This window comes from Peribacillus sp. YIM B13482 (genome assembly GCF_042787975.1).
GTDB lineage: Bacteria > Bacillota > Bacilli > Bacillales > DSM-1321 > Peribacillus > Peribacillus simplex_A.
On the sequence record NZ_JBHZPF010000011.1, the window covers coordinates 80,494 to 107,062 of the forward strand.

Annotated in this window: 22 protein-coding genes, 1 pseudogene and 1 riboswitch; of the genes and pseudogenes, 15 read left to right on the forward strand and 8 right to left on the reverse strand. The window is 42.1% G+C overall.

Annotation, left to right across the window (positions count from 1 at the left end; all coding sequences use genetic code 11):
- Window positions 1-128 precede the first annotated feature (128 nt).
- From ACFX4L_RS08265 to ACFX4L_RS08275, 3 genes are all read right to left on the reverse strand, one after another.
- Window positions 129-941: a cache domain-containing protein gene (locus ACFX4L_RS08265; RefSeq protein WP_377384543.1), complete on the reverse strand. Its 813-nt coding sequence runs from the start codon at window positions 939-941 to the stop codon at window positions 129-131.
- A gap of 315 nt (window positions 942-1,256) precedes the next feature.
- Window positions 1,257-2,723: a PH domain-containing protein gene (locus tag ACFX4L_RS08270; protein WP_377404694.1), complete on the reverse strand. Its 1,467-nt coding sequence runs from the start codon at window positions 2,721-2,723 to the stop codon at window positions 1,257-1,259.
- A gap of 2 nt (window positions 2,724-2,725) precedes the next feature.
- The gene (locus ACFX4L_RS08275) at window positions 2,726-3,220 is read right to left on the reverse strand and encodes a PH domain-containing protein (RefSeq protein WP_061461445.1); all 495 of its coding nucleotides are present in this window, start codon (window positions 3,218-3,220) and stop codon (window positions 2,726-2,728) included.
- A 315-nt stretch (window positions 3,221-3,535) separates the two neighbouring features.
- On the opposite strand from ACFX4L_RS08275, the gene dacB reads away from it, so the two are divergent.
- Complete coding sequence (gene dacB, locus ACFX4L_RS08280; protein ID WP_377404706.1) at window positions 3,536-4,957, forward strand: D-alanyl-D-alanine carboxypeptidase/D-alanyl-D-alanine endopeptidase; 1,422 nt, start codon at window positions 3,536-3,538, stop codon at window positions 4,955-4,957.
- On the opposite strand, the gene ACFX4L_RS08285 is transcribed toward dacB, so the two are convergent.
- Window positions 4,937-5,620, reverse strand: a complete 684-nt coding sequence (locus ACFX4L_RS08285) for an HAD hydrolase-like protein (RefSeq protein WP_375166261.1) — start codon at window positions 5,618-5,620, stop codon at window positions 4,937-4,939. The genes dacB and ACFX4L_RS08285 overlap by 21 nt on opposite strands.
- Window positions 5,621-5,716: 96 nt before the next feature.
- Here ACFX4L_RS08285 and ACFX4L_RS08290 point away from each other — a divergent pair, with 96 nt between their 5' ends.
- From ACFX4L_RS08290 to ACFX4L_RS08300, 3 genes are all read left to right on the forward strand, one after another.
- The gene (locus ACFX4L_RS08290; RefSeq protein ID WP_284471895.1) at window positions 5,717-6,322 is read left to right on the forward strand and encodes a uridine kinase family protein; all 606 of its coding nucleotides are present in this window, start codon (window positions 5,717-5,719) and stop codon (window positions 6,320-6,322) included.
- 107 nt (window positions 6,323-6,429) lie between these two features.
- Window positions 6,430-7,071, forward strand: a complete 642-nt coding sequence (gene bluB, locus ACFX4L_RS08295; protein WP_061461453.1) for a 5,6-dimethylbenzimidazole synthase — start codon at window positions 6,430-6,432, stop codon at window positions 7,069-7,071.
- 139 nt (window positions 7,072-7,210) lie between these two features.
- Complete coding sequence (locus tag ACFX4L_RS08300; protein ID WP_377384548.1) at window positions 7,211-7,348, forward strand: hypothetical protein; 138 nt, start codon at window positions 7,211-7,213, stop codon at window positions 7,346-7,348.
- 249 nt (window positions 7,349-7,597) lie between these two features.
- Here ACFX4L_RS08300 and ACFX4L_RS08305 read toward each other — a convergent pair whose 3' ends face one another.
- Window positions 7,598-7,729 (reverse strand): RNA polymerase factor sigma-54, encoded by a 132-nt coding sequence (locus ACFX4L_RS08305; RefSeq protein WP_377384550.1) that lies wholly within the window; start codon window positions 7,727-7,729, stop codon window positions 7,598-7,600.
- A 463-nt stretch (window positions 7,730-8,192) separates the two neighbouring features.
- On the opposite strand from ACFX4L_RS08305, the gene ACFX4L_RS08310 reads away from it, so the two are divergent.
- The 3 genes from ACFX4L_RS08310 to ACFX4L_RS08320 all read left to right on the forward strand — a co-directional run bounded on the left by ACFX4L_RS08310 (window position 8,193) and on the right by ACFX4L_RS08320 (window position 12,742).
- Window positions 8,193-9,518: an aminotransferase family protein gene (locus tag ACFX4L_RS08310; protein WP_377384552.1), complete on the forward strand. Its 1,326-nt coding sequence runs from the start codon at window positions 8,193-8,195 to the stop codon at window positions 9,516-9,518.
- 18 nt (window positions 9,519-9,536) lie between these two features.
- The gene (locus ACFX4L_RS08315) at window positions 9,537-10,970 is read left to right on the forward strand and encodes an aldehyde dehydrogenase family protein (protein ID WP_089362639.1); all 1,434 of its coding nucleotides are present in this window, start codon (window positions 9,537-9,539) and stop codon (window positions 10,968-10,970) included.
- A 251-nt stretch (window positions 10,971-11,221) separates the two neighbouring features.
- Complete coding sequence (locus ACFX4L_RS08320; protein WP_284471893.1) at window positions 11,222-12,742, forward strand: aldehyde dehydrogenase family protein; 1,521 nt, start codon at window positions 11,222-11,224, stop codon at window positions 12,740-12,742.
- Window positions 12,743-12,966: 224 nt separating this feature from the next.
- Here the strand turns inward: ACFX4L_RS08320 and ACFX4L_RS08325 are convergent, their stop codons facing one another.
- Window positions 12,967-15,015, reverse strand: coding sequence for a molybdopterin oxidoreductase family protein (locus ACFX4L_RS08325; protein ID WP_377404696.1), 2,049 nt, complete (start codon window positions 15,013-15,015; stop codon window positions 12,967-12,969).
- Between the two features lie 192 nt (window positions 15,016-15,207).
- On the opposite strand from ACFX4L_RS08325, the gene putP reads away from it, so the two are divergent.
- From putP to ACFX4L_RS08340, 3 genes are all read left to right on the forward strand, one after another.
- Entirely contained in the window at window positions 15,208-16,677 is a 1,470-nt protein-coding gene (putP, locus tag ACFX4L_RS08330) for a sodium/proline symporter PutP (RefSeq protein ID WP_284471892.1), read from the forward strand.
- Window positions 16,678-16,843: 166 nt separating this feature from the next.
- Window positions 16,844-18,121 (forward strand): ATP-binding protein, encoded by a 1,278-nt coding sequence (locus ACFX4L_RS08335; RefSeq protein WP_284471891.1) that lies wholly within the window; start codon window positions 16,844-16,846, stop codon window positions 18,119-18,121.
- A 47-nt stretch (window positions 18,122-18,168) separates the two neighbouring features.
- Entirely contained in the window at window positions 18,169-19,305 is a 1,137-nt protein-coding gene (locus ACFX4L_RS08340) for a DEAD/DEAH box helicase (RefSeq protein ID WP_061461466.1), read from the forward strand.
- A gap of 108 nt (window positions 19,306-19,413) precedes the next feature.
- Here the strand turns inward: ACFX4L_RS08340 and ACFX4L_RS08345 are convergent, their stop codons facing one another.
- Window positions 19,414-20,307, reverse strand: coding sequence for a DMT family transporter (locus ACFX4L_RS08345; RefSeq protein ID WP_377384557.1), 894 nt, complete (start codon window positions 20,305-20,307; stop codon window positions 19,414-19,416).
- A gap of 165 nt (window positions 20,308-20,472) precedes the next feature.
- Here ACFX4L_RS08345 and megL point away from each other — a divergent pair, with 165 nt between their 5' ends.
- Window positions 20,473-21,648, forward strand: coding sequence for a methionine gamma-lyase (megL, locus tag ACFX4L_RS08350; RefSeq protein ID WP_377404699.1), 1,176 nt, complete (start codon window positions 20,473-20,475; stop codon window positions 21,646-21,648).
- 17 nt (window positions 21,649-21,665) lie between these two features.
- On the opposite strand, the gene ACFX4L_RS08355 is transcribed toward megL, so the two are convergent.
- Window positions 21,666-22,346 carry a tryptophan-rich sensory protein gene (locus ACFX4L_RS08355; protein ID WP_284471889.1) on the reverse strand — a complete coding sequence of 227 codons (681 nt, stop codon included), beginning with the start codon at window positions 22,344-22,346 and terminating at the stop codon, window positions 21,666-21,668.
- A 255-nt stretch (window positions 22,347-22,601) separates the two neighbouring features.
- A riboswitch (FMN riboswitch) is annotated at window positions 22,602-22,732 on the forward strand.
- 146 nt (window positions 22,733-22,878) lie between these two features.
- Between ACFX4L_RS08355 and ribE the strand changes: the two genes are divergently transcribed.
- The 4 genes and pseudogenes from ribE (at window position 22,879) to ACFX4L_RS08375 (ending at window position 26,366) form a co-directional block, all read left to right on the forward strand.
- The gene (gene ribE / locus ACFX4L_RS08360) at window positions 22,879-23,517 is read left to right on the forward strand and encodes a riboflavin synthase (protein WP_061461474.1); all 639 of its coding nucleotides are present in this window, start codon (window positions 22,879-22,881) and stop codon (window positions 23,515-23,517) included.
- Window positions 23,518-23,535: 18 nt separating this feature from the next.
- Window positions 23,536-24,174 (forward strand): annotated as a pseudogene (gene ribB / locus ACFX4L_RS08365) (3,4-dihydroxy-2-butanone-4-phosphate synthase); the annotation flags it as partial.
- A 78-nt stretch (window positions 24,175-24,252) separates the two neighbouring features.
- A complete protein-coding gene (gene ribH / locus ACFX4L_RS08370) occupies window positions 24,253-24,723 on the forward strand; it encodes a 6,7-dimethyl-8-ribityllumazine synthase (protein ID WP_061461475.1) in 471 nt (156 codons plus the stop codon).
- A 476-nt stretch (window positions 24,724-25,199) separates the two neighbouring features.
- Entirely contained in the window at window positions 25,200-26,366 is a 1,167-nt protein-coding gene (locus ACFX4L_RS08375) for a DHH family phosphoesterase (RefSeq protein WP_284471888.1), read from the forward strand.
- Window positions 26,367-26,569 lie beyond the last annotated feature (203 nt).

Below are 26,569 nucleotides of genomic sequence, written 5' to 3' on the forward strand. Positions count from 1 at the left end.
GTTGGTGTCTTCTGAAAGTTGCCCAATCTCATCCTTTCTGGGAATGGAAGTCCTGGGTGTGAAATCGCCGTCAGCCATTTTCCGAATGGATTCTTGCAGCTTTTTAATGGGAGTTGTTAAAGAACGGGTTATGAAGATGGCAAATAGCGCAGTGACAGTATGACGATTAACATTGTGATGATATTACCGATTATCATCGGGCTTGCATGGGCTATCACTTCATTTTCTTCCATTACTCCAGCAATTCGCCATCCAGTGGTTGGATTGGTGGCGTATCCGATGATCCGGCTTTGCCCTTCATATTCCTCTATCATTGAACCGGATTCACTTTTCATTTTTCTGAAGATATTTTCCTTTGATATATCCTGTTGAATTTTTTTCTTGTCAGGATGTGTAACGAATAACCCTTTCTTATCAAGCAAAACGGTATAGCCAGTTTTTTCGAATTTCGTTTGATTAATCATCGTGATCAATGTATCGATCGAAATGTCGACGCCGATCACGCCTATTAATTCATCTCCATCATATATGGCTTTTGCTGCCGTGATGACAAGTGTATTCGTCGCCCGATCTGTATAAGGTTCCGTCCAAATGGTCTTGTTTTTTTGTTTCAATGCGGATTGATACCAATCCCTTTGTCTTGGATCGAAGTCAGCCGGCAATTCAGCTTTTGGGAATATTAATGTTTTTCCATCTTTCTCAGTGCCGAGGTATAAACCATTTATTTCGGAACTGCTTGACTGTGTATGGGAAAACTCATCCATTATGGATTCTGGGTACTTATCAGAACTACTCATGATAGGATACTTACCGATCCTATCCAATTGATTCTCCGTTTTTTGAAAGAAGATTTCGAAAGAATCATTCATTGACTTTACTTGCTCTTCCGTCGTTCCGGTAAGTACCTGGGTCGTCATATCGATACTATTTTTATAGCTCATGTAGGAGATGGCCATTCCGCTTATCATGATCAAAGCTAAAAAGGGAATCAATATTTGTTTTTTTAGCGAATTAAAATATCAGTCCTTCAGTCTTTTCATATGGACAATCCTCATTATATATCTCTAATTAATTTTGGCTTCTATAGATATTTCGGTCTGTTTTCCCTTTTTTGAAGATTGAAGTTGGAAAATTGCCAATATTAATTTTGTCGGAATCTCCAACATAAATATAAGGTATTCTGCAGTTGGCATGGAGTGGAATATAGATGAAAAAAAGAGCTGACCGCTATAGTCAACTCTTCCAATCATTGAATCTTATTCGACTTGGATATTTTTTGTCCTGCCCGTATACCATGTGTAAAACTCGTCAGCATATTCAACGGATACATCTTGGAGCTTTGTATGGTGCACAGGCTTGGAGCGGTTGATCGTTTCGATTGAGGCAAGCCCGAAAAGCTTTTGTAACTTCGTACGTTCCACCTCAATTTGAATGACCTTGCTTCTTTTGGTAATGAATAGTGATGTTTCCAAACTTCCGGACTTAAACTGAATAAACTCATCATTTAACAAGTAACGGCTATTTTTGTAATCTAGAATTCTTAATGTATAAATGATGGCGAGTAAAATCAGCGATATATACCATAGGGAGGGTTTGAAATAATAGATTGCCACTGTTGTGAGAATCCAGAAAAAGCTGGGCCGCAGCATTCGGATTTTGAAGGCCTGCTTCGATAGCGACTCCATTGACCGTTCCACTTTGTAAGCGGGTAAAATCTCTTCTACCATTCCATATGCCATTTCAATCGATAAAAAAGGATAGAGAGTATTTGTTTCTAGCTCTTCATCACCCGTACTTCCTGCGCTGATCAGTTTCACTTCTGCCAAGCCTAGCACCCTTTTAATGATTGATTGGGAGATTTCGACAGCTTGTACTTTTTCTTTCTGAATGGAAAAAGCAGATTCATCCAGTAGACCTTTCTTGATATATATACGATCGTGATCGGATGAAATTTCATATTTTCCATATTTAACGAATGTGGAAATGATTCCGAAGGCAACGGCTATACATATGAGGCCGACAAGAACGATGGTTATGATCCACCACGTATCCAATAACTTGGCAAAGAACCCTTCGGCATTCTCCAAATTGATAAAATCATCGAGTGTATTATATAACGTAGCCACAATTGGGATAAGAGCCAAAAAGCTGAGTGATGTAAAGGAAGCTTTCAGCACATCCTGTTTAGTTGGCGTGAAATGGATCGTTTTTTCAATTGTTTCCATATCCTCCGCTATTCGTTCTTCGGGGCTATCCAATTCGATAACCTGAAGTTCTTGTTTTGAAGAATATTCCCCCTCAAGCCGTTCGGCCTCTTTTCGGGAAATAACCTCAAAAGGCAAGGTACCCTGATCACCAGTCATCCCTGTTTCGAATGTTAAAGAGGTTAAGCGGAAAATCTTATGGAATACCGTCGTACGTTGTTGAACATTCTGTACCTTATGAAGCGGGACCGTTCGATAAGATTTCGAAATGATCCCTGAGGTAATATAAATGGTTCCTTCTTTGATTTGATATTTATACGTATACCATTTAAGGATGATAGAAAGGACATTCCAAATCAGATAAACTAAAAAAACGATTTGGAGTACCTTCATATACATCTTTTCAGAACCGAAGTTCAGGACATAAAGCATGATTATGAAAAACACATTCCCTTTCAGCAATTTCCATAATTCGAAGGGGATTTTGAAAGGGTGTAATCGTTTTACATGTTCTTCCATCGTTAATCCACTTCCTTAATTTTAGCGAAATGGGCAATTTTATCTCGTAATTCATACGCCTCTTTCTCGGGGATGGCAGGTATGTCATGTGAGTCCCCCATTGTTCCGATACTTAGTGAATAAAGGTTATATTTTCGCAAAAACGGGCCTTGGTTCAATTTGACGGACTGAACCTTCGTCATCGGAATGAGTTCATGCGTTTCACTCCAAGCTCCGCGTTTTGTTTGAATGAATTCTTCGTTCACGTCGTAACGCCAATACTTTTGCAACAAGATTGGTTCAATGAAGATGGACCAGATTGCATGGAAAAAAGATAATGTGATAAGTCCGTATAAAATCCATCCAATCCATTCTTTCCAAGCGAAATAATCATCAACATATAATAGGATGCAAAAGACGGCGAGGGTAATGAAGTTGGTAATGGCTTCGGTCATCCGCCATACCTTCACGGATTCTTTGGAAATTTTCTTCGTTGGTGGCTGTATCTTTGAATACATATATTCACTCCTTACTATGTCTTTATACTTATACGGATTATCATTCAAAAAAGTTCCCTGTAATCGTACATGTAAATGAATCATGAAGTAAGGATCGCCAATTGGATTCCATTGAATGGCGGTCGAATAATCCTGCCTTTCTTGAGTATGTATAAATAGAGACCATCATGTGGATATTTTCTTTTTTAAATGACCGTAAAATGGACAAGATAGAGGTGGTGAGTTTTTAGAGTGGGAGTGATAGGTTTGACATATAAAAGGAAGTTGAGTTTTATATTCTTCCTGTTTTTGATTTGTTTTTTTAATGGAGAATCGATGCAGGCTGCGAATGATGATGGAAACCTAGGACAGGAAATTCAACAAATTTTGGATGATTCACCAGGGTTGGCAGGGGCGTTAACGGGAATTTCCATCCGATCAGCGGAATCGGGGGAAATGATTTATGAACGAGGGTCGCAAACTAGATTGCGGCCTGCTTCGAACCTTAAGCTTTTGACTGCAGCAGCTGCGCTGGAAACATTAGGGGAAGATCATGTTTTTCAAACGGAACTATACATAAAAGGGGTGCAGGTTGGCCATGTTCTGCAGGGGAATGTTTATCTGAAGGGAAAAGGAGATCCAACATTATTGGAAAAGGATTTTGATGAGCTGGCATCGTCACTGAAGCACAAGCAAGTTAAGCTCGTTCATGGAGATCTTATAGGGGATGATTCTTGGTATGATGATATCCGTTATTCCCGAGACTTGGTCTGGAGCGATGAACAGGAATATTACGGAGCATCTGTTTCAGCTTTAACCGCTTCCCCGAATGATGACTACGATACCGGTACCATTATCGTGGAGATAACCCCCGGGGAAAAGGCTGGAAAAATGGCAAAGGTGATGCTGAAGCCTGAAACGGATTACGTGAAGATCATCAACAAAACGAAAACAGTAGCGGCAGACGGCAAACAGGAAATTGAAGTTGAACGGTCTCATGGCACAGATGTCATTACAATCACCGGGACCATTCCGGAGCATGCCGGGGTGACCGAAGAATGGATCTCAGTGAAAGATCCCACAGAATATGCCCTGAGCCTATTTGAAAAGTCAATGAAGAAACATGGAATTAAAGTGTTGGGAAAAAGGAAAAAAGGAAAAGCCCCTGTAGGAGCGGACTTGATCGCCACTCATCAGTCCATGCCACTTTCACAACTGCTTATTCCTTTCATGAAATTGAGCAATAACGGCCATGCTGAGGTTTTGGTGAAAGAAATGGGCAAAGAAGCAGTAGGGAAGGGAAGCTGGAAGGATGGTTTGAAGGTCGCTCGAAATCAAATGAAGGGTTTGGGTCTCAATATGCAAACAATCAAGATGCGTGATGGATCTGGCATATCCCAAGTCAATATGATTCCAGCGAATGAAATAACGAAACTGCTATATGCCGTACAGGAGAAAACGTGGTTTCCTGCTTACTTGAACGCTTTGCCGATTGCAGGAAATGAAAAGCGGATGGTAGGCGGTACGCTTAGAAAGAGAATGAAAGGGACAAATGCAGCTGGGAACGTTCGTGCGAAAACAGGGACCATTTCAGGAACGAGCTCTCTATCAGGTTATGTGACGACCAAAAGAGGGGAAAGAGTCATATTTTCGATCATCGTGAATAATTTCATGGAAGAAAAGGGCATTACGGCAATCCAGGATAAGATAGCCGTGATGCTTGCAGAACAGGAAAAGCTATTGGTGAGCGGACTTTAGTATCCATTTTGAAAGGTAAGCTTGAAGTTCAGAAAAATCTGCGATGAACAGATCAGCATCAGCCAATTCATTTTCTTCGGCAAATCCAAATTGGCAGCCTACAGCCGATAAGCCATTTTTCTTTGCTGCCTCGATGTCGGATTTTCGATCCCCAATCACAATGGCGCTATCAATTCGATAGTCTTTCAACAACATTTGCACTAATTCGGTCTTCGAGCCTTTCGAGGACCTTTCCACGCTATATATGTCCGTAACGAATTCATGCAGCCCAAAATAAGAACAGATTTCTTCCAGGTACTTTACTAGACCGTTGCTAGCAATGAAAATGGAAATTCCAAGCTGTTTGATCGTTGACAAGGTCTCCATGACGAGGGGGAAAAGCTGACCATTCCCTTGTTTGATTTCTTGAATCAAGCAATCTAAAAAAAGTTGGTCAGCCTGTCGGCGAATATGATCGGGATGCTTAGGTAATAGAGTTTCCCATACGACTGTCAGCGGGACGCCCATAATCTCTTGATACTTGGCAAGCGGGGTATTCCCTGTCCAGCTCCCTTCTGATCGAAGTATCTCAAATGTTCTTTCAAGTGAAGAACCTAATATCTTGTTTGTTTGAAACAAGGTGCCGTCCATATCGAAAATGGCGGCAAATTGGATTCTGTTCATTACTAGCACCTTCTTCTTAGTTTTTTTCATTTTATCCCCACAAGGAAGGAATATAAGGGAGGATGAATAGAAATAAGTAGTATAGGAGGAATGCTTATGAACTTTCCAACACTTAATGGACAGTATACGATTAAAAATCTTATTGCTGAAATTCACGAAATTTCCCAAAAAAGATCTCCATATATTATGGCCATCGATGGTCGGGGCGGGTCTGGAAAAAGTACACTCGCTTCCCTTATCCATGCAAAGTGTCCAGGTAGCGCAGTCGTTCATATGGACGATTTTTATTTGCCATCATCGAAAAGGATCCAGTTGCCCCCAGCCCAAAAACAGATTGGAGCGGATTGTGATTGGGAACGGGTTTTTAACCAAATCCTAAAACCGCTTACTGTAGGGAATGATGCAAGGTATCAAAGGTATGATTGGGAAACGGACACTATGGCCGAATGGCATATCGTTCCTGCTGGAGGCCTTGTCATTATTGAAGGGACGTATTCTATCCGTAAAGAATTGGCAGGGTCCCATGATTTCACGATATGGGTGGAATGTCCCCGCGATCAGCGCTTGAAACGTGGCCTCGAGCGGGATGGTGAAGATGCGCGTCAAATGTGGGAGGATAATTGGATGGTTCATGAAGATCTATATGTCGACGCGCAAAGGCCGCAAGAAAGAGCGAATCTTGTTGTGGACGGAACGAGCTGAATCCAGGGATATCTGGAAAGTCACTTTTAATTGTAAGGGTTTACCTGTAAAATTCATATTGAATTTTTAGATAAATTTCTGGGGAGCCAGAAGCATGGGGGGAAATTATGTTTAATAATGAAGAACAAGCAGCCGTATATAAAGCCATTTATAACCGAAGGGATATCAGGAGTTTTTTGCCCAAGCCCATTTCAAAGGATATACTCCGCAGAATCTTGGATGCTGCACATCATGCGCCGTCTGTAGGATTCATGCAGCCTTGGAGTTTCATTGTAATTTCATCTCAGGAAACCAAGAACAGTTTGGCATGGGCAGCGGATAAAGAAAGAAGGGCACTAGCTATTCATTATGAAGGGGGTAAAGAAAATAAGTTTCTTAGTTTGAAAGTGGAAGGGTTAAAAGAAGCACCTTACACCATTTGTGTAACATGTGACCCGACACGTGGCGGCTCCCATGTTTTGGGGAGGAACTCTATTCCGGAAACGGATATCCTATCAACGGCCTGTGCAATTCAAAATATGTGGCTGGCTGCCTGTGCGGAAGGATTGGCAATGGGATGGGTAAGCTTTTATAAGAAGAATGATATTCGTGACATTTTGGAGATTCCGCCGCATGTAGAACCCATTGCACTCATGTCAATTGGCTATACGGATCAATATCCGGATAAACCCATTCTTGAACTTGCCAATTGGGAAAAAAGAAGGCCGATGGATGAACTTATTTTCGAGGATAAATGGGGTAAAAGATGAAACTTTTATAATAAATGAAGGACATGGATTCTGAATCCTCTTCGAGTGAACTGGGGAGGGTTTGGGAAAATCAGTTACACAGGTATTGGAAAGTTAATCTTAACAAAGTTATAAAGCCCCTGGTTTAGGGGTTTTTGTTGTGAGGAAATGGTTTTCTGAGAAAAAACCAGAAGGCACTCATTCATTATGGGCGATTAAAAAGATTAATCCTGTTGACACATTTACGTTGGAGGGGAAGGCAACGGACCTGCAGCCATCACGAAGTGGTTGTAAATGAAAGAAGCAGTGAAAATATAGAAGGCTCTTTCGGAAGATACATATTCTGGAAGAGTCTTATTGAATGTACGTATTCAATAATTTCCGGGGATCCTGGTAAGTGCCTTTGTGAACACCGATAAACTAAAAATAAAAACTGGCTGCACTTTTAACGTTGTCAGTTTTTTGATTTTAAAGTCTGCGCCTTTTGGAGGATTCAGGTATACCGAGGTCTTCATGGTTTTCCTGTAGGTTTTTCTGCTGAATCCGGTTAGTGCTTTTTATCGATCGTATATGCCAATTCATTGTAATCCTCAAGCTCCCGCAGCTGAATGAGTAAACAATCAGTCAGATCTTTAGCCCCAACTCCAATGGGGTCAAGGGATTGCAATACTTGAATCATATATCTTCTATTTCTACCAGGGACACGGAAAATGCGAGGCAGCCCAATTTGCATTCAATTCAAGAAGTCCATATTCATTTAAGCCCCCCATTGGGGAATTTCCCTTTAGATTGCTTTCAAGGATCATAGCATGCTCGTTTCTTCTAGTTTTTCCAGTGTTTCTGCTTTGCTGGAGTAATTATCATTCGGGTTGTAAACATCGTCGCCGTTGAAACTCGACAATATGCCTGTCATTTAGCACTTAATGTAATGGATGGGGTGATTAATGATTTGAATACGAATCGAATGATTTATATATGAATCAATACCTGCTCGTGATGATTTGATTATGAATCATTGTACCTTGAATACCTTTAATATAAGACTCATATAATTTGGCATGCATCTTGCTATATCTATTTATATAAATATAAAAATAAATTAGCTTGAAAAAAATCCATAACATGAGAAGGGTGTTTTTTACATGATTAAAGAGAAGACGGATATTCAGGAATTAATCGATTTGGATAAAAAGCATTTTATTCATCCGACTACGGCAATCGAGCAACAGCAGGCAGATGGTCCAAGTTTCATCTTTAAGGAAGGGAAGGGAATATATCTTACGGATGTCACGGGCAGGACAGTCATTGATGGCATGGCTTCACTTTGGAATGTGAATATTGGACATGGACAAGAAGAGATGGCTGAAGTCGCGAAGGAACAAATGGCGAAGCTAGCTTTCACCTCAAGTTTCGCCACTTTCAGCAATGAGCCGGCAATCCGGTTGGCGGCCAAAATCGCTTCCATCGCTCCTGGGGATTTGAATGCAGTTTTCTTCACTTCAGGTGGATCAGAGTCGAATGATACGGCCATCAAACTTGCTCGTCATTACTGGCTTTTGAAAGGGCAGCCTAATCGTCAAAAAATCATTTCCCGCTCGAAATCCTATCATGGAGTGGCAATGGGAGCTACAAGTGCGACTGGCCTGAAGCCGTTCCGGGACTTCACGAATTCAATCGCACCGGATTTTTACCATGTGGACGGTTCTTCCATTGAAGAGTTGCGTAAGGTCATAGAACAGGAAGGACCAGAAACGATTGCGGCATTTATCGCTGAACCGATTCAAGGGGCCGGTGGCGTGAACCTTCCTCCTGAAGGCTATTTTAAGGAAGTAAGGGAGATTTGTAATGAATACGGCATTTTAATGGTGACGGATGAAGTCATTACAGGTTTCGGAAGAACAGGGACTTATTTTGGGATTGAACATTTTGGTGTTGTACCTGATATGATGTGCTTCGCAAAAGGTGTGACGAGCGGATATGCACAGTTAGGCGGTGTCGTCCTGAATGATAAGATGCATCAGGATTTCATTGCCCTTTCAAAAGGTACGCTTTTACACGGCTACACATACAGCGGCCATCCTATGGCTTGTGCGGTTGCTTTGAAAAATATTGAAATAATTGAACGTGAAAACTTGATAGAAAACTCGAAACAGCGTGGTGAAGAGTTGCTGGCAGGCTTCAAGAAGCTTCAAAGCAAACACCCGATTGTTGGTGATGTCAGGGCACTTGGATTAATTGGCGGCATCTCCATCGTAAAGGACAAACAAACAGGCGAAGGCTTTGAGACACAGCTTGCACCAAGACTGGTTGCTGAAGCGGCGAAGAATGGTTTGATTTGCCGGTCTGTTACGTTTGATCAAGATACACTCGTATTCGCCCCACCTTTAATTATTACTAAATCGGAAGTCGAAAGAATAATTGAAATCCTTGATGAGACATTTACTGCTGTCGAAAAAGAAATTTTATAAGAGGTGAAAGTGATGGTAATGACGGAAACGCTGAAAAAGAAATTATTCATTAATGGTAAATGGCAAGAAGCTGAAAAGTTCACGACACTAAAGTCTCCCTATAGCGGGGAAGTTCTAGCGGAGATTCCTTCTGCAAGCCTTGAAGATGTCGAGTTGGCAATAGAATCAGCCTATCAAGCTAGAAAAACAATGGCAGCTTTGCCTAGTCATAAACGCGCTGCCATACTTGAAAAGCTCGCGAGTCTTTTGGAAAGCCGTCAAGATGAGGCAGCTGAAATTATTGCTAAAGAGGCAGCGAAACCGATTAAAACGGCAATGGTTGAAGTATCCCGGACAATTGCCACATATAAATTTGCAGCAGAGGAAGCAAAAAGGATTCATGGAGAAACATTGACGATGGATGCTACAGCTGACGGAGAAGGAAGGATAGGATACACAGTCCGTGAGCCTCTAGGCGTTGTGGGTGCGATTACCCCATTTAATTTTCCGATGAACCTTGTAGCCCATAAAGTAGGCCCGGCCATTGCTGCCGGAAATACACTTGTCCTGAAACCTGCGAGCCAAACACCGCTATCTTCGCTATTTCTTGCTGAACTATTAGCCGAAACTGATTTGCCGGCAGGTGCGTTTAATTTAGTTACCGGAAGCGGTTCGGTTATTGGTGATAAATTAGTCACCGATTCACGGGTGAAGAGCATTTCATTTACTGGAAGTCCGGCTGTCGGAATCGGGATCCGTAATAAGGCAGGAATAAAGAAAGTGAGCCTTGAACTAGGTTCGAATGCGGCTGTCATCGTTGATAAAGGGATCAATATCGACAAAATCATCCAACGCTGTGTATCGGCAGCATTCGCTTTTCAAGGGCAGGTCTGTATTTCCTTACAGCGTGCATATGTTCATGAAGAGGTATATGATGAGTTCGTCAAAAAATTCATAGAAGCAACAAATGGCTTGAAACTTGGAGATTCTTTGGACCCGTCTGTTGATATTTCGGCATTGATCAGCGCTGGTGATGTACAGCGAAGCCTGGATTGGATCGGTGAGGCTAGACAACACGGTGCGATTGTTGCAGCAGGAGGTAAATCTGAAGGGAATATCCTGCATCCGACTGTGTTGCTGGAAGTGGATGCAGTGCTTAAGGTATCATGTCAGGAAGTCTTCGCTCCCATTGTTTTGATCAATAAGGTTTCGTCCGTTGAGGAAGCGATTGATTTGGTCAATGATTCCGAATTTGGATTGCAGGCCGGGATTTACACAGAAAATATCAATCTGGCTCTTTCTGCCGCAGAAAAATTGGAAGTCGGCGGTGTTATCATTAATGATATCCCAACTTACCGTGTCGACAACATGCCATATGGCGGAGTCAAAAAAAGCGGAACGGGCCGCGAAGGGCTGAAATATGCCATTGAAGAAATGACGGAAATGAAACTGGTCATTATTAACCGAAATTAATCAAAAAAAGAGATGAGCAGCTGCTCATCTCTTTTTTTGAGCTGCGGATTTCATTTTTCTAGGAATCTTTAAAAAGTCTGAGATGAAGGATTGCCCATGTGGTATGCAAAAATGAATAGGTAATTCACGGATGAATTTAAATGGTTGACGGGAAAGGGGAAGAAAACGTGATTTTCCTATTATTTCAAACTGGCATGAATCTTGCTCATATTATATATAGGTAGAAAACTTAAAACCGAGGAGGAATTTAGATGCAGGAAACTTTACAAAATAACACGAAAAAGGAAGGAACGGGAGCACTGGACTTAAAGATGTTCATCAATGGAAAATGGGTGAATTCGACTTCAGGTGAAAAGAGGGATGTATTGAATCCGGCCACGGGAGAAGTCATTGCTACAGCTGCGGAAGGCACACAGGAAGATGTGGATGCAGCGGTCGAAGCAGCGAAATATGCATTCTATGAAGGTGGATGGTGGGGTACTCCGGCAGTGGAGCGAGCTCGCATTTTATTCAAAATTGCCGATAAAATAGAAGAAAAGGCTGAAGAACTTGCTGCGTTGGAAACATTGGATAATGGGAAACCGTTGCGTGAGGCTCGTTATGACATAGATGATTCAGCAGCCTGTTTTAGATATTATGCAGGGTTGGCTACAAAACCGACTGGTCAGACTTACGAAGTTCCTGATGGTCAGCAAGCGATGGTCGTAAGGGAACCGATCGGTGTATGCGGGCAGATCGTTCCTTGGAATTTCCCTCTAATGATGTCAGCCTGGAAACTGGCCCCGGCACTTGCTGCAGGAAATTCAGTTGTGTTCAAACCATCGGAGGTTACACCAGTGACAGCGGTCAAACTATTTGAAATCATGGATGAGGTCGGATTGCCAAAAGGTGTCGCAAACCTTGTGTTAGGAGCGGGACCAGTTGTCGGACAGGCCATTGCCGAACATGAGGAAATCGATAAAGTAGCCTTTACGGGTGGAACGGAAACAGGACGTAAGATCATGGAGGCTTCACTGGGTAACCTGAAGAAGGTGACATTGGAGCTCGGCGGGAAATCGCCTAATATCGTATTTGCGGACTCTGACTTTGAGACTGCAGTGGATTATGCTCTATATGGGATTTTCTGTAATCAAGGACAGGTTTGTTCAGCAGGCTCCCGGTTACTTTTGGAGGAGTCCATTTACGATCAGTTCATTGCAAGTCTTACCGCGAAGGCAAAACAGATCAAAGTAGGTTCAGGATCTGATGAAAAGAGCCAAATGGGCCCTGTCGTTTCAGAGGCACATATGAACAAAATATTATCGTATATCCAAATTGGAAAGGAAGAAGGAGCCAAGTTAATCGTCGGTGGGAATAGAATTAAAGGAAACGGTTTGGAAAAGGGATATTTTGTCGAACCTACCATTTTTGTTGATACGACACCGGATATGCGTATTGTACAGGAAGAAATTTTTGGCCCAGTGCTTGTTGTTCAAAAGTTCAAGGATGAAGCTGAAGCTCTTCGACTTGCCAATGATACGAAATATGGTTTAGCGGGAGCGGTGTTCACGAATGATATCGCAAAAGCATACCGTGTCATAAAAAAAGTGCGTGCCGGCATCACGTGGATAAACTCATATCATCCGACCTATAATGAAGCTCCTTGGGGAGGATTCAAGCAAAGTGGAAATGGACGTGAACTCGGCACTTTTGGTTACGAGGCTTATACGGAAGTGAAGCAAATCAATAACAACTTGGATATTCAACCAACAGGTTGGTTTGATGAAGAGTAAATAGCTTGACGAAAAGGCTGTTCCTTGGGGAACAGCCTTTTTTGTGGAATCGCAGTTATAATGCCAGAATCGTGAAGATATTTCTAGAATCGCAGATAAAATCCCGGAAATAGCAGATATATTTCGAAAATCGCAGATAAAATCCGGAAATAGCAGATATATTTCTAGAATCACAGATAAAATCCGAAAATCGTAGATATATTCAAAGATTGCTAGACATCGATTTACTTTTGCTGGACTTTTTCAAGATCCACCCGTCCTGAAAAGAAAACGGCGCCATTACCCATATCTGAAAGGCGATCTGGGGTAAGGGAATTGATGTGTTGTTTGGTCTCAGGTGTATTCTGCCATAAGCCTTGGCTGACTAGTACGCCGGGTAACACATTTTCACCGGGAGCAGCGGTGAGCAAACATTCACCGCGTCCGTTCCAAATTTTAACCATATCTCCGGAAGCTATTCCTAATTTTTTGGCATCAGCGGCATTCATGTGCAGCTTCGGTTCCTTTTCCAAGGAGATATGTTTGGCATTATTTGAAAAGGTTGAATTCAAGAAGTTGTGATTAGGTGCCGGTATGAATAAAAATGGCAGGTCACTGTCTTTTATGATTGGCGTATATGTTGGCAGAGGCTGGTATCCATCCAGTTTCATCCGATCGGAGTAAAGTTCGATTTTTCCGCTTGGTGTCGGTAGTTTACCTGGGAATATCCGGCGCATCTTTGCTTTGACAAATTGATTCCTTGATAGGGAGTCATAGGTGATGCCATCTAAATGCGGGTTATCGGGAAAATCCAGCGCCTGCCGTATCATTTCTTCCTCTGAATCTCTAAAAGCTTGTTCCTCAAAGCCCATTCCAACAGCCAAAAGTTTGAACAATTCAACATTCGATTTCGACTCGCCATATGTATTGACTACAGGTTTTTGTATTTGGACGTAATTATGCCAGTATGAATTATAAAAATCCTCCGTTTCATAAGATGATGTGGCAGGGAGGACAAGGTCAGCATACATGGCCGTTTCGGTTAAGAATAGGTCATGGACCACTGTGAATAGATTTTCCCGCATTAAACCTTGCTTCACTTTATTTGCATTCGGAGCGACAAGTGCTGGGTTGGAGCCGTATACAAACATGGATCTAATCGGGTTATCCTTTTCCAAAAGAGCTTGACCGATTTGGTTCATATTAATGGTCCGGGTAGCTTTATTATTCAATAAATCAGGACGTCTTAAGGCATTTGTATTAAAAGCAAGATAGCCTGAATTCCCTTTGATGGCTCCGCCGCCTTCCACCATCCATTGTCCGGTAAGTGCAGGCAGGCAGGCAATGGTACGCACTGCCATGCCGCCATTGTCATGGTGCTGCAGGCCATTGCCTATGCGAACGAATGATGGAGTGGTGGTGCCATACATCCTGGCTAATTCATATAAGTCATCAATTGGAACGCCAGTAATCGCGGAGACGGTCGCAGGCTCATATTGGCGGACGTGTTCGCGCAATTCAGCAGCACCCACTGTGTATTCATCGAGAAAAGGCTGATCGACTAGATTCTCGTCAAATAGTATATGCATTAAACCGAGGGCGAGGGCAGTGTCTGTACCAGGAAGAATCGGTATGAACCAATCTGCCCACTTACCGGTTTGGTTTTTATGTACGTCAATGACAACTACTTTGGCCCCGTTTTTTCGGGCTTGCTGGGCAAGCGTAACTTGGTGCATATTTGTGCTCACGGCGTTAATGCCCCACAAGATGAAAAGCTTTGTATGAATCGTTTCTTCAGGGTCGATGCCGAATGAACCACCCATTGTATAGCTGTATCCGACTGAGCCGGCCGCATTACAGATGGAGCGCTCAAGCATGCTTGCACCGAGTTTGTGAAAAAAACGCCGATCCATCCCTTCTGCGCTGAGGTTGCCCATGTTTCCATAAAAGCTGTAGGGAAGTATGCTTTCCGGACCATGCATTTCGATCAGGTCTTTCCACTTTGAAGTGATTGTATCAATGGCCTCTTCCCAGCTGATTGGAGTGAAATTCCCTTCTCCTTTCGGGCCGATGCGCTTTAATGGCTGCTTTAAGCGATTGGGGTCATATAGACGGGCAGTCATGTTTCGGACTTTGTTGCAAATATTCCCTTTGGTGACTGGGTGATCAGGGTCCCCCAGGACTTTAATGATTTTCCCGTCTTTTTTGTGCAGCAGTAAACCGCATTGATCAGGACAGTCAAGCGAGCAAACAGAGGGACAGACTCCATCTGGCTGATCGATATAGGATTGCATGGGCGTATTCCTCCTAATAATCTAATCTCATAAAATGAATCGCAAATTTATTTATATCTTAATTATATTGAAAGTGAAATTGTTGAAAGGTGCAAGAACTTCTTAACATATGTTTTTTTTTCTGATAAGCTTACAAGATGAAAATTAACCTATAATTATCACAAAACCAATAAGAAATAGGAGGATTCATTTTTGGATTATGGAATTATAATATCAATTGGGATATATATGGTAGGTATGCTATTAATTGGTTATTTCGCCTATCGGAAAACGGCCAACTTAACAGATTATATGCTTGGTGGACGGAACTTGGGCCCAGCTGTAACTGCACTGAGTGCAGGCGCATCCGACATGAGCGGCTGGCTATTGATGGGTCTGCCGGGTGCAATGTACATAAGCGGTTTAAGTGCTGGATGGATTGTCGTCGGCCTGTGTGCAGGATCTTATTTAAACTGGTTATTCGTGGCGCCTCGACTTCGGACATATACGGAAGTAGCGGACAATTCGATTACGATTCCCGACTTTCTGGGAAATCGCTTTAAAGATGAATCCCGGATTTTAAAAGTGGTATCAGCATCGGTCATTTTAATTTTCTTCACCTTTTACACATCTTCAGGGATGGTAGCAGGCGGGGAGCTTTTCCGCTCGGCTTTCAGTATGGATTACCGGTGGGGCATCTGGCTGACGGCGAGCGTCGTTATTCTTTATACATTATTTGGCGGATTTCTGGCAGTTAGCTGGACGGACTTCGTACAAGGCACGATTATGTTCATTGCGTTAATTCTAGTACCAGTTGTCACGATTGTAAATATTGGTGGCTGGGATCCTACCTTCAATGAAATAAAATCGATTAACCCGAATTTATTGCATGCTTTTGAAGGAACATCAACCATCAGCATCATTTCTCTTCTGGCATGGGGACTTGGTTATTTCGGGCAGCCTCATATAATCGTTCGATTCATGGCGGTTTCATCTGTTAAAGATTTGAAAAGTGCACGAAGAATCGGTATGGGCTGGATGATTTTTGCTATCGTAGGAGCCATGTTCACCGGATTGGTAGGGATTGCTTATTTTAACCTGACAGGCAGTCCTTTAGGGGAAAGAAATGCAGAGTCTGTCTTCATCATTTTAGCAAAAGAACTGTTTCCATCTTTAATTACAGGTTTCTTGTTGGCGGCGATTTTAGCAGCGGTCATGAGTACGATTGCGTCTCAGCTGTTAGTTTCGGCAAGTGCTCTGACGGATGATTTCTATAAGCAGTTCATTCGGCCAAATGCATCGGATAAGGAATTAGTGCTGGTGGGACGGTTCGGCGTTTTGGCAATTGCTGCCATAGCCCTCGTTTTAGCTTTTAATCCCAGTGGTACGATTCTTAAACTGGTGGGTTACGCATGGGCTGGTTTTGGAGCGGCCTTCGGTCCGGTCATTTTGTTAAGCCTGTACTGGAAGCGAATGACGAAATGGGGAGCACTGGCGGGAATGATTATCGGTACCGCAACCGTGATCATCTGGGAAATGATCGATAAGTTCTCTGAAGTATACGAAATCATTCCCGGTTTCATTGCTGGTACAATAGCGGTGGTTGTCTTCAGCTTATTATCGGCCAAGCCTTCAAAAGATATAGAAGAGGAATTCAATCAGGCCATCAAAAACCTCTCTTGATCCTTTGAAACAGTCCAGTTAAATGGTGCTGGATTTTTTAGAGATATGAAACAATGAATGCAATATATATGATACAATATCCAAAGAGTCCTTATGTTGAAAACATGAGGGCTTTTTTTGAGTGATTTGGGAATAATAAACCAAAAAACAATACAAAGGATAAAACATGAACCAATCTCATAAAATTGCATGTAAAGTGGCTATTATATATATAATCATTGGGGTCTTATGGATTATCGTTACGGATTATATCTCTATGACACAGGCAAAGGAAGATGTTCAGATATATGCAATGTTTCAACATTCCAAAGGGTGGATTTTCATTTTCATAACCGGGCTTTTCTTATACTTCATAATTAGGTATTGGACAGGGAAAATGTTGAGGTCCCAACAGGAATTTAATCTGAAGGATGAACAGTATCAGTCGCTGTTCAACCATAACCCGGATTGTGTCCTTGAACTGAATCTCGAAGGTAATGTCGTTTCGATTAACCCGGAAGCTGAAAAGCTGTTAGGTAATAACAGTGACAATTTGAAAGGCAAGAATGCGAAGCATCTCATCAACTGGAATGAAAGGGAAAAGGTATCTGTTTTCTTTATACAGTCCCTTAAAGGCGAGGCGGTAAAATTCGAAACGACCATTCAGAATAAGAGTGGTGAAGAGCGGATAATCCGTGTAACCTTTTTACCGATCATCGTACAAGCGGAGTTGCTTGGAGTATATGCAATCGTTAGGGATATTACTGAATCACGGCGCGAAGAGGAATTGATGATCATGTCTGAAAAGCTATCCGTAATCGGACATCTGGCCGCGGCCGTGGCACATGAGATAAGGAATCCGCTGACATCGTTAAAAGGATTCGTACAGTTAATGGATATGACGAAGGAAGTCAATCCGCTGCATTCTGATATCATGTTAAAGGAAATTGATCGAATTAATATAATCTCGAGTGAACTGTTGGTTCTCGGAAAAAAACAGGATGTCGCTTTCCAAAGGGTTGATCTTGCCGACAGTTTACAACAGGTATTCACGTTAATGAAAGCAGAGACGAATTTGAATAATATCGAGATGGGGTTCAGGGTTAAAACCGCTGTACCGATTTATATTATGGCTGATACAATCGAACTTAAACAGTTGATAATCAATATTGTCAAGAACAGCATTGAAGCGATTGACGGAAATGGGAAAATTGATCTGTCGCTGCAAATCATCGATGATCAAGCTGTAGTCAGCGTGAGTGATAATGGTATAGGAATGGTACCCGAGCGCCTTGAACGGATTGGTGAACCTTTCTATTCGACAAAGGAAAAGGGCACAGGGATCGGGCTTGCGATTTGCCGGAAGATCGTTCATCGCCTTGATGGGGAAATGCATTTTGAAAGTGAGATAAACAAAGGAACGACGGTTACAATTCGTATTCCGGTGGCTACTGGACAAGAATAAATGGTACTATGAAAGATAGGAAAAGTTTTATATTAAAGGAGAACGATATGAGCGAATTACCTGCATTAGTGAACGATAGAAAACCATATATACAAGAGGTCTGGAAAAAATCCGGGTTCGGACAACTTACCCCGATTCAAACGAAAGCGATTCCCGTGATTGTTGAGGGAAAAGACATCTTGGCTGAATCACCGACTGGAACCGGAAAAACTTTAGCTTATTTACTGCCATTGCTAGAAAAGATAGATCCTGAAAAAAAATCGCCCCAAGCTTTGATTTTAGCATCATCACGTGAACTGGTCATGCAAATCAATGAAGAAATTCGCATTTGGTCAGAGGGAAGCGGTATAAATGGTGCAGCATTCATCGGCGGTGCTAATGTAAAAAGGCAGTTGGACAAACTGAAGAAGCATCCACAGGTCATTGCTGGAACACCAGGACGGATTTACGAATTGATTGCCCAAAAAAAATTGAAGATGCATGAAGTTAAGACGATTGTACTTGATGAAGGTGACCAATTGATCACTCCAGAGCATATGGGAACGATCAATAATATTATCAAAACAACGCTAAAAGACCGGCAAATCATGGTATTTTCGGCAACCCTGCCAGAGGAAACGGAAAAAGCGGCCAGAGGATTCATGAATGAACCCGAAATGATAAAGGTCGATAAGCATGAAAAAATGGAATCGAAAGTGGACCATCTTTACTTTGTTGTAGAGAGACGGGAAAAATCCAAGATTCTTGAGAAAATCACAAGACTTAAAGATGTGAAGGCCCTTGCCTTCCTTAACGATATAGCAGAGCTGAGCGTCCTACATGAAAAGCTGAGTTATAAAGGTGTTGAAATGGGTGTGCTTCACGGGGAATCCAATAAAGTCGACCGGGAGAAGGCGCTGCGCAAGCTTCGTTCCGGAAAATCCCCGATGTTGATCGCAACGGATGTAGCGGCAAGAGGGCTAGATATAAAAGGCCTCACAGCAGTCGTTCATATTGATATGGCTGACAACATCGATCAATATATCCATAGATCAGGGAGAACAGGGCGTGCAGGTGCAGATGGCACTGTTATTTCAATCGTAACGGAAAGAGAAGAGCGAGAGTTGAAAAAAATGGCTCGTGAACTGGAGATTCCATTAACGAGAGTAACTTTCTATGGTGGAAACATCGTAGTCGATGAATGAGTTGGGGAAAAGGGATGGCCGTAGCGGCTGTCTCTTTTTTTTGCAGGAGTCAGATACAATCCGCAAACATGCCTGAACTCCTTCTCGTCTTGAAATTAAAGTGGATATTCATTTTGCAGAATCCACTCTACATGCCTTTTCCACTGTATGGTGGGATTCCCAGTTAACCAAAAATATGCCGATGAAAATGAGTGAACCTCCAACCGCAACGTACCAGTGAACAGGCTCATCCAGCAAGAGGTAGCCAGATAGGACACCAAAAAAGGGAGCTAGAAATAGAAAGGCGCTCGTTTTGGCTGAATCCCCCTTTTGTAATAGGAAATACCAAACAGAAAATTGAACGATGGATGCCATGATGGCCAGCCATAACAAAATAAGGATGGATGCCTGGGAAATCTTGAAAAAGGGCTGTTCAAAAAGAAATGATCCAATGAGCAGGAGAAAACCTCCGCACAGCATTTGATAGGCTGACATGACCCAAGTGTCGAAGGTATGTCCCCAAACTTTCATCAATAGGGTCGCAATGGACCACGAAATGGCTGACATTAATCCAAGAAGAGTACCGGTCTTCAAATCAAGATGTGCCCCCATTGTGATAAAAACGCCAATAAAACCGAGCAAAACTCCCGACCATTGTTGCAAGGTGTAAATCGTTCTAAGAAATAGCGTTCCAAAAATGACCACTAATAATGGGTTCATGAATGTCAAGATCGAAAGTTCCCCGGCTGAAATGGTCCTTAAACCTACAAAGATGCATCCCATTACACCAGCCGTCTGGAAAAAACCGATGATACTCAATTTTGACCAATCCTTGATCTTTTTTGGATGCGGGCGTTTGATGAGCTTGACGACAATGGCCATGATGAAACCTGCTAGGATGAACCGAATCGCTGCAAGTAACATTGGGGAAGTATACGCTAAGCCAATTTTTCCTATAGCGAATGAAGAACCCATTAACGCAGTCGTTAAAATGACCAGAAAACCAAAAATGAATTTGTTCATCTTGTGCCCTCCCGAAGTCTTCAACTATAAATACCAGATTGTGAAATTATATCACACATACTAAATTATGGGTTTTTACAACAGGGATATCTATGTTTGAAAACGCTTCCTTTATGTGGATTTTTGACATATGATATCAATAGACATAGGTTAGGAGGAGATGTTATGACAGGAAAGTATAAACAGTTTGAAACGGCAGTCATACATGAAGGATATGACTCGAAGAAGCATTTAGGAAGCTTGGCAACACCATTATTCCAAACCTCAACATTCACTTTTGAAACGGCCGAGCAAGGGGAACGGCGTTTTGCCGGTATAGAAGATGGATATATTTATTCACGCCTTGGAAATCCGACGGTACAAGTGCTGGAAGAAAAGATTGCCGCTTTGGAAGGCGGGGAAGCTGGCCTTGCTTTCGGATCAGGTATGGCTGCAGTTTCTGCGGTGCTTTTTGCCTTAACTAAAACGGATGACCACATCCTGTGTTCACAGGGTTTATATGGTTGTACTTTTGGCCTTCTGCAGTTAATGAAAAATAAATACCGCATCACTCATGATTTTTGTGAAATGGATACAGAAGAAAAGGTAAGGAAAATGATTCGGCCGGAAACGACCTGCATTTATGTAGAAACCCCGATCAATCCGACGATGAAAATGATTGACTTACAGATGGTAGTGAGAGTAGCGAAGGAATATAATGTGACGATTGTAGTCGATAATACGTTTTCGACACCCTACTTACAGAGACCCCTTGACTATGGGTGTGATATCGTCCTTCATAGTGCTACGAAATATCTTTGCGGACATGGGGATGTCGTTGCGGGCCTTGTCGTTGGTAAGAAGGACTTTATTAATCAGGTAGCTGGGACTACACAGAAGGATATCGGTGGAATCATTTCACCATTCGATGCCTGGTTACTATTGCGGGGGTTAAAGACCTTGCCTGTCAGGATGGACCGTCACTCAGCCAATGCAATGAACATCTTTCATGAACTTGTGAAACATCCAAAGGTGAAAAAGGTATATTATCCAGGTGATGAAGCTTCACCGGATCATTATATAATGCAAAAACAGATGAAACACGGAGGCGGCCTTATCTCTTTCGAATTGCATGGTACAAAACAGGATGCACAGGAATTCCTCAATAAATTGAAACTTATCAAAATTGCCGTCAGTCTAGGGGATGCCGAGACATTGATCCAGCATCCCGCTACCATGACGCATTCTGCCGTTCCTGAAGAATCGCGGGAACAAATGGGCATCAGTGACCAACTGGTCCGTCTCTCAGTTGGCCTTGAAGCTTGGCAGGACATCTGGCACGATCTTCAGCAAGCTTTTTAGACCACCAGATTTCCCTATCAGTTCTTCCGATTTTTAATGAAGGTCGTGATCGACACGATAAAAAGGAGAGCAGCCAGAATATAAGAAATGTCTGTGATTACCTGGTAGGGCGCACCATTTCGGATCCCGATGCCAATGAACGTCCAAACGAATACGAGAGGATAGCACCAATCCCGGTTTTTACCAGCAAAGACAAAGGCCAGGATTGTTGCTGCAATCAGCAAAACGATCGTCCAAGCTACACTGGAAATCCCAAAACCGTCCCATTCGATATAGGTAAGGTAATAAGAAATGTCGGCGATGGCTGCAACACTCACCCAGCCGGTATAAACGGAAAACGGAAATAGGTCGAAAGGAGTATGCTCCACTTTTTTAATGCTTGTATAACTGACCAATAATATAGCCAAAAGAGCAATGATAATGAATACGGATAACAAAAATCGTTCGTAATGCCAAGCCAAAAGCCAAGCGCCATTTAGGACACAGCTTAAAGCGAACCAAGGGAAGGATGCCTTATTGGCAGGGCTGTTTTGATGTTTACTTAAAAACTGCCTGAATACCCAGATGGCGAGCAGAAAATAGATTAAACCCCATATGGAAAATACATAACCGGCAGGAGTGAAGAGGACATCCAGTTTATCGGAAATCTCTCCAGATGTTCGGCCGTTCAAAGGCAGGAAATTGGCTAAAAAATTCATCGTGACGACGAATAGAAAGAAAAGCAAATTGTTGATGGCAATAAGCTTGGGCTTCCTCCTTGTTTGAATTGTAATTCCTATAACCTATTCCACCAATTAGGCCCGGTTAACCTTTTGGAGCACATCGAAGTTACTTGGAGCGGAATTTCATTTTTCCATAAAGTGAGGGTGTTCCTGTAACAAATGAACCATTTAAGTTTAGAAATTTTACATCCTCACTTTAAGGTGATAAAATATTCAAAGATTCATATTATTTTAGTCCTTCGGGGTCGGGTGAAAATCCCAACCGGCGGTGATGAAGAAATTCTAAGCCCGCGAGCCTGATAAAGGCAGGATTTGGTGAGATTCCAAAGCCGACAGTAAAGTCTGGATGGGAGAAGGACGTGTGGAACCCAAGTGTATACGTACGCCTAATTTTTCAAAAAAGAAAATATTGGGCTTTTTAGGTATACAGTTTTTTTCACTCATTTCTCCTGTTAACTCCTTAGGTCATCCTAAGGGGTTTTTTATATTTTATAAAAGGGGGAAAAATATGTTTACGGGAATCATCGAGGATATCGGTACCGTCCATTCCTTGAAAAAAGGGAAAAGCAGTATGGAGTTGTCGATCCGTTCTGAAAAAATCCTTGAAGATGTTCATCTGGGGGATAGTATTTCAGTCAACGGGGTCTGCTTAACGGTAACGTCCTTCACGAAAAGTTTGTTTACAGTCGACGTAATGCCGGAAACGGTCAAAGCTTCCTCGATCCGGACGTTAAAATTGGGATCACCTGTGAATCTCGAACGAGCCATGAGTGCACAGGGAAGGTTTGGCGGTCATTTTGTTTCAGGTCATATCGACGGGACCGGAACAATCATAAAAAAAGAACGAAAAGAAAATGCCGTATATTATGTAATCCAATTGGAAGAAGGGCTCAGTGCCTTTTGCATTCCAAAAGGCTCTGTAGCCATTGATGGAACGAGCCTGACGATATTTGGAATTGAACGAAACCTTTTGACTGTATCTCTGATTCCATTGACTCATCAGGACACCGTATTGGGACAAAAAGCGGCTGGCGATATCGTTAACATTGAAAACGACATGATAGGGAAATATATTATACATCAAATGAAAAATGGCGATTCAAAACCAGGACTGAATTTAGAGTTTTTGGCAGAGCACGGATTCTAATAAAAGGGCGGTGTAATGATGTTCCATACAATTGAAGAAGCGATCGAGGATTTGAAAGCTGGCAAGGTAGTAATCGTATCCGATGATGAAGACCGTGAAAACGAAGGGGATTTCGTCTTGTTGGCCGAAAAGGCTACGCCGGAAGCGATCAATTTCATGGCGACTCATGGACGAGGTTTGATATGTACAACCATTACAGAAGAACTGGCAGGGAAATTGAACCTGCATCCTATGGTAGGAGAAAATACCGATCATCATGGTACTGCCTTTACGGTTAGTGTCGATCATAAAAGCACTTCCACAGGAATAAGTGCTTTTGAACGGTCCTTGACCATTCTTGAGCTTCTTAAAGAAGATTCGGTTGCTGAAGATTTTCAACGGCCTGGTCACACTTTTCCGATAGTCGCTAAAGAAGGCGGCGTATTAAGGAGGGCAGGACATACGGAGGCTTCGGTGGATTTGGCAAAATTATGCGGTGCCGCTCCAGCTGGTGTCATATGTGAAATCATGAATGATGATGGATCGATGGCACGCGTATCCGATTTAGAAGTCATCGCTGGGAAATTCAACCTGAAGTTCATTACGATAGCCGATTTGATTCGGTATCTTGAACAAAGTGATACAATCGGGAAACAGGCACTTGAACTGAACATCCCGAATGCTTGAAGGATTTTTAGCGAAATTAATCTTTAAATGAAAAAAATGATATTTTTTTAAAATTAGGAGGAATTGGACATGGGGAAAGTTATTGAAGCACAATTAATAGGATCAGGATTGAAAGTCGGAATCGTGGTAGGAAGATTTAATGAGTTTATCACAAGCAAGCTTTTAGGAGGGGCATTGGATGGCCTTAAGCGTCATGGCGTTGATGAAAATGATGTTGACATCGCGTGGGTGCCGGGTGCTTTCGAACTTCCGTTAATTGCGAAGAAACTTGTGAATACGGGTAAATACGATGCGGTTATCGGACTTGGAACGGTAATCAGGGGTGCCACTTCACATTATGATTATGTCTGCAATGAAGCAGCTAAAGGCATGGCTTCCGTTTCCTTGGACACAGGTGTACCGGTTATCTTCGGTTTGTTGACAACTGAGAACATTGAACAAGCCATTGAACGTGCCGGAACAAAATCAGGTAACAAAGGCTATGAAGCTGCCGTTAGTGCCATTGAAATGGCCAACCTTGGAAAATTGATAGAACAGTGATTTCACATCAGGAAAGCCGCAGGGAATAACATTCCCTGCGGCTTTTTGATTTGCCGGATTTTAAGGTCAATGAAGCATTTGTGACTTCCTATTTTTCCCCTGTTGTATGGACAATCTTGAAAATGGATATGGCCACTTATTGGGAGGGACCTAGAAAGATGGATAGGGTAAGACTTTAAGTAGTCACTAACGGGGAGATGTCTGAATCATTAAAGGTTAACTGTGCTGCCCTGTCAGTTTTAAAGGAATACATGGAAATACAATTTCAAAGTAATGTGTTTTCATTATATTTGGGTATAATTTCTGTGAAATAATGAATCATTAGTGGTTTTTCGAAAAAAAAAACGAACAAAAGCATCGCGTAATGAAAGCATGATAAAATATGCGGATATGATTATGCTACAATTGTAAAGATTGCAATTGAAATTCCTGTCTTTAGGGAAAAGTAAAATTATTAGTTATTAGGAGGGGTTTGTGTGTACCATCTCTTTACACATAATGATTTAGATGGAGTCGGCTGCGGCATTGTCGCTAAGCTGGCATTCGGAGAAGAAGTAGTGGTTAGTTATAATTCAATCGGTCGCCTTAATCAAAATGTAGGAGCATTTCTTGAGCAGGCAAAGATTGAGGATACATTGATTGTTACTGATCTATCGGTTGATGAAGATAACGAAAAAATGATTACGCAGTTTGTGGAAGACGGAGGCAAAGCGCTGCTGATCGATCATCATAAGTCAGCACTGCATTTGAACGAGCATGATTGGGCATCTGTAACTGTCGAACAGGAAGACGGTAAACAGACGGCAGCAACTTCATTATTCTATCAGTATGCAGTTGATAATAAATTGCTGGAACCTTCAAATATTGTCGCTGAATTCGTTGAATTGGTCCGTCAATACGATACTTGGGAATGGGAAGTAAATAAAAATTCAACGGCAAAACGGTTGAATGACCTGTTTTTCATGATTCCGATAGAGGAATTCGAAATGAAAATCGCAAATAAGCTTTCTACTGCTGAAAGTTTCACTTTTGACGAAGTGGAGCAAACGCTTCTAAATGTAGAAGAAAGTCGAGTAGATCGGTACATAAACAGGAAAAAAAGAGAAGTTTATCAAGCTACGGTCGGTCCACATACAGCTGGTGTGGTCCACGCAGAGTCATATCACTCAGAACTTGGAAACGAACTGTCGAAAGAATTCTCACATTTGGATTATATCGCAATCCTGATGGTCGGAAGTAAAAGAATCAGCTTCCGGACAATCCACGATGACATAGATGTTTCTGAAGTTGCTGGCAAGTACGATGGGGGTGGCCATCAAAAAGCCGCCGGTTGTACCATGTCCGAAAAGGCATATAGTCAATATGTCGAAAAGACCTTCTTTGCCGAGCCTCTTAAACGCGATGCACATAAAAATCAATTGAATGTAAAAGAATCCCCAGAGGGATGCCTATATTCAACAAGAGAAAAACAGGACATATTCATCTATGAAGATGAAGAAGAGGAATGGATTGTTGAAATCAACGGAAAACAACAGAAAAAAACATTCGATACATTTGGGGAAGCGGAAAAATACATGAAGCGGAAATATGCGGCATGGCTGGCCCATGATGAGAGATATGAAGAGTTTGTCAATAAAGGGTGAATAGGAAAAGCGGCTGTCCGAATTGAACTATACCCCGGATAACGGACACACATAAAAAAGTGTCCCTTATGGGGCTGTTGACAATCTAAAAGGATTTTTGAAACCTGTATAGAATTTATTCTATGCAGGTTTTTTATTGGAGGGATTTCTATGATGGGACGCAATGATGAGTACCAAAGCAAAATGGAGTTTATTGATTTGAA

What these genes read in the sequence shown, in the direction of transcription:
- bluB (WP_061461453.1), top strand. Translation starts at nt 6,430, where the DNA reads ATGTTTAATAATGAAGAACAAGCAGCCGTATATAAAGCCATTTATAAC.
- ACFX4L_RS08315 (WP_089362639.1), top strand. Translation starts at nt 9,537, where the DNA reads ATGACGGAAACGCTGAAAAAGAAATTATTCATTAATGGTAAATGGCAA.
- ACFX4L_RS08325 (WP_377404696.1), bottom strand. Translation starts at nt 15,015, where the DNA reads ATGCAATCCTATATCGATCAGCCAGATGGAGTCTGTCCCTCTGTTTGC.
- ACFX4L_RS08275 (WP_061461445.1), bottom strand. Translation starts at nt 3,220, where the DNA reads ATGTATTCAAAGATACAGCCACCAACGAAGAAAATTTCCAAAGAATCC.
- dacB (WP_377404706.1), top strand. Translation starts at nt 3,536, where the DNA reads ATGCAGGCTGCGAATGATGATGGAAACCTAGGACAGGAAATTCAACAA.
- megL (WP_377404699.1), top strand. Translation starts at nt 20,473, where the DNA reads ATGACAGGAAAGTATAAACAGTTTGAAACGGCAGTCATACATGAAGGA.
- ACFX4L_RS08265 (WP_377384543.1), bottom strand. Translation starts at nt 941, where the DNA reads ATGAGCTATAAAAATAGTATCGATATGACGACCCAGGTACTTACCGGA.
- ACFX4L_RS08340 (WP_061461466.1), top strand. Translation starts at nt 18,169, where the DNA reads ATGAGCGAATTACCTGCATTAGTGAACGATAGAAAACCATATATACAA.
- ribE (WP_061461474.1), top strand. Translation starts at nt 22,879, where the DNA reads ATGTTTACGGGAATCATCGAGGATATCGGTACCGTCCATTCCTTGAAA.
- ACFX4L_RS08285 (WP_375166261.1), bottom strand. Translation starts at nt 5,620, where the DNA reads ATGAACAGAATCCAATTTGCCGCCATTTTCGATATGGACGGCACCTTG.
- ACFX4L_RS08290 (WP_284471895.1), top strand. Translation starts at nt 5,717, where the DNA reads ATGAACTTTCCAACACTTAATGGACAGTATACGATTAAAAATCTTATT.
- ACFX4L_RS08355 (WP_284471889.1), bottom strand. Translation starts at nt 22,346, where the DNA reads ATGAATTTTTTAGCCAATTTCCTGCCTTTGAACGGCCGAACATCTGGA.
- ACFX4L_RS08320 (WP_284471893.1), top strand. Translation starts at nt 11,222, where the DNA reads ATGCAGGAAACTTTACAAAATAACACGAAAAAGGAAGGAACGGGAGCA.
- ACFX4L_RS08335 (WP_284471891.1), top strand. Translation starts at nt 16,844, where the DNA reads ATGAACCAATCTCATAAAATTGCATGTAAAGTGGCTATTATATATATA.
- ribH (WP_061461475.1), top strand. Translation starts at nt 24,253, where the DNA reads ATGGGGAAAGTTATTGAAGCACAATTAATAGGATCAGGATTGAAAGTC.
- ACFX4L_RS08305 (WP_377384550.1), bottom strand. Translation starts at nt 7,729, where the DNA reads ATGATTCAAGTATTGCAATCCCTTGACCCCATTGGAGTTGGGGCTAAA.
- ACFX4L_RS08270 (WP_377404694.1), bottom strand. Translation starts at nt 2,723, where the DNA reads ATGGAAGAACATGTAAAACGATTACACCCTTTCAAAATCCCCTTCGAA.
- ACFX4L_RS08345 (WP_377384557.1), bottom strand. Translation starts at nt 20,307, where the DNA reads ATGAACAAATTCATTTTTGGTTTTCTGGTCATTTTAACGACTGCGTTA.
- ACFX4L_RS08310 (WP_377384552.1), top strand. Translation starts at nt 8,193, where the DNA reads ATGATTAAAGAGAAGACGGATATTCAGGAATTAATCGATTTGGATAAA.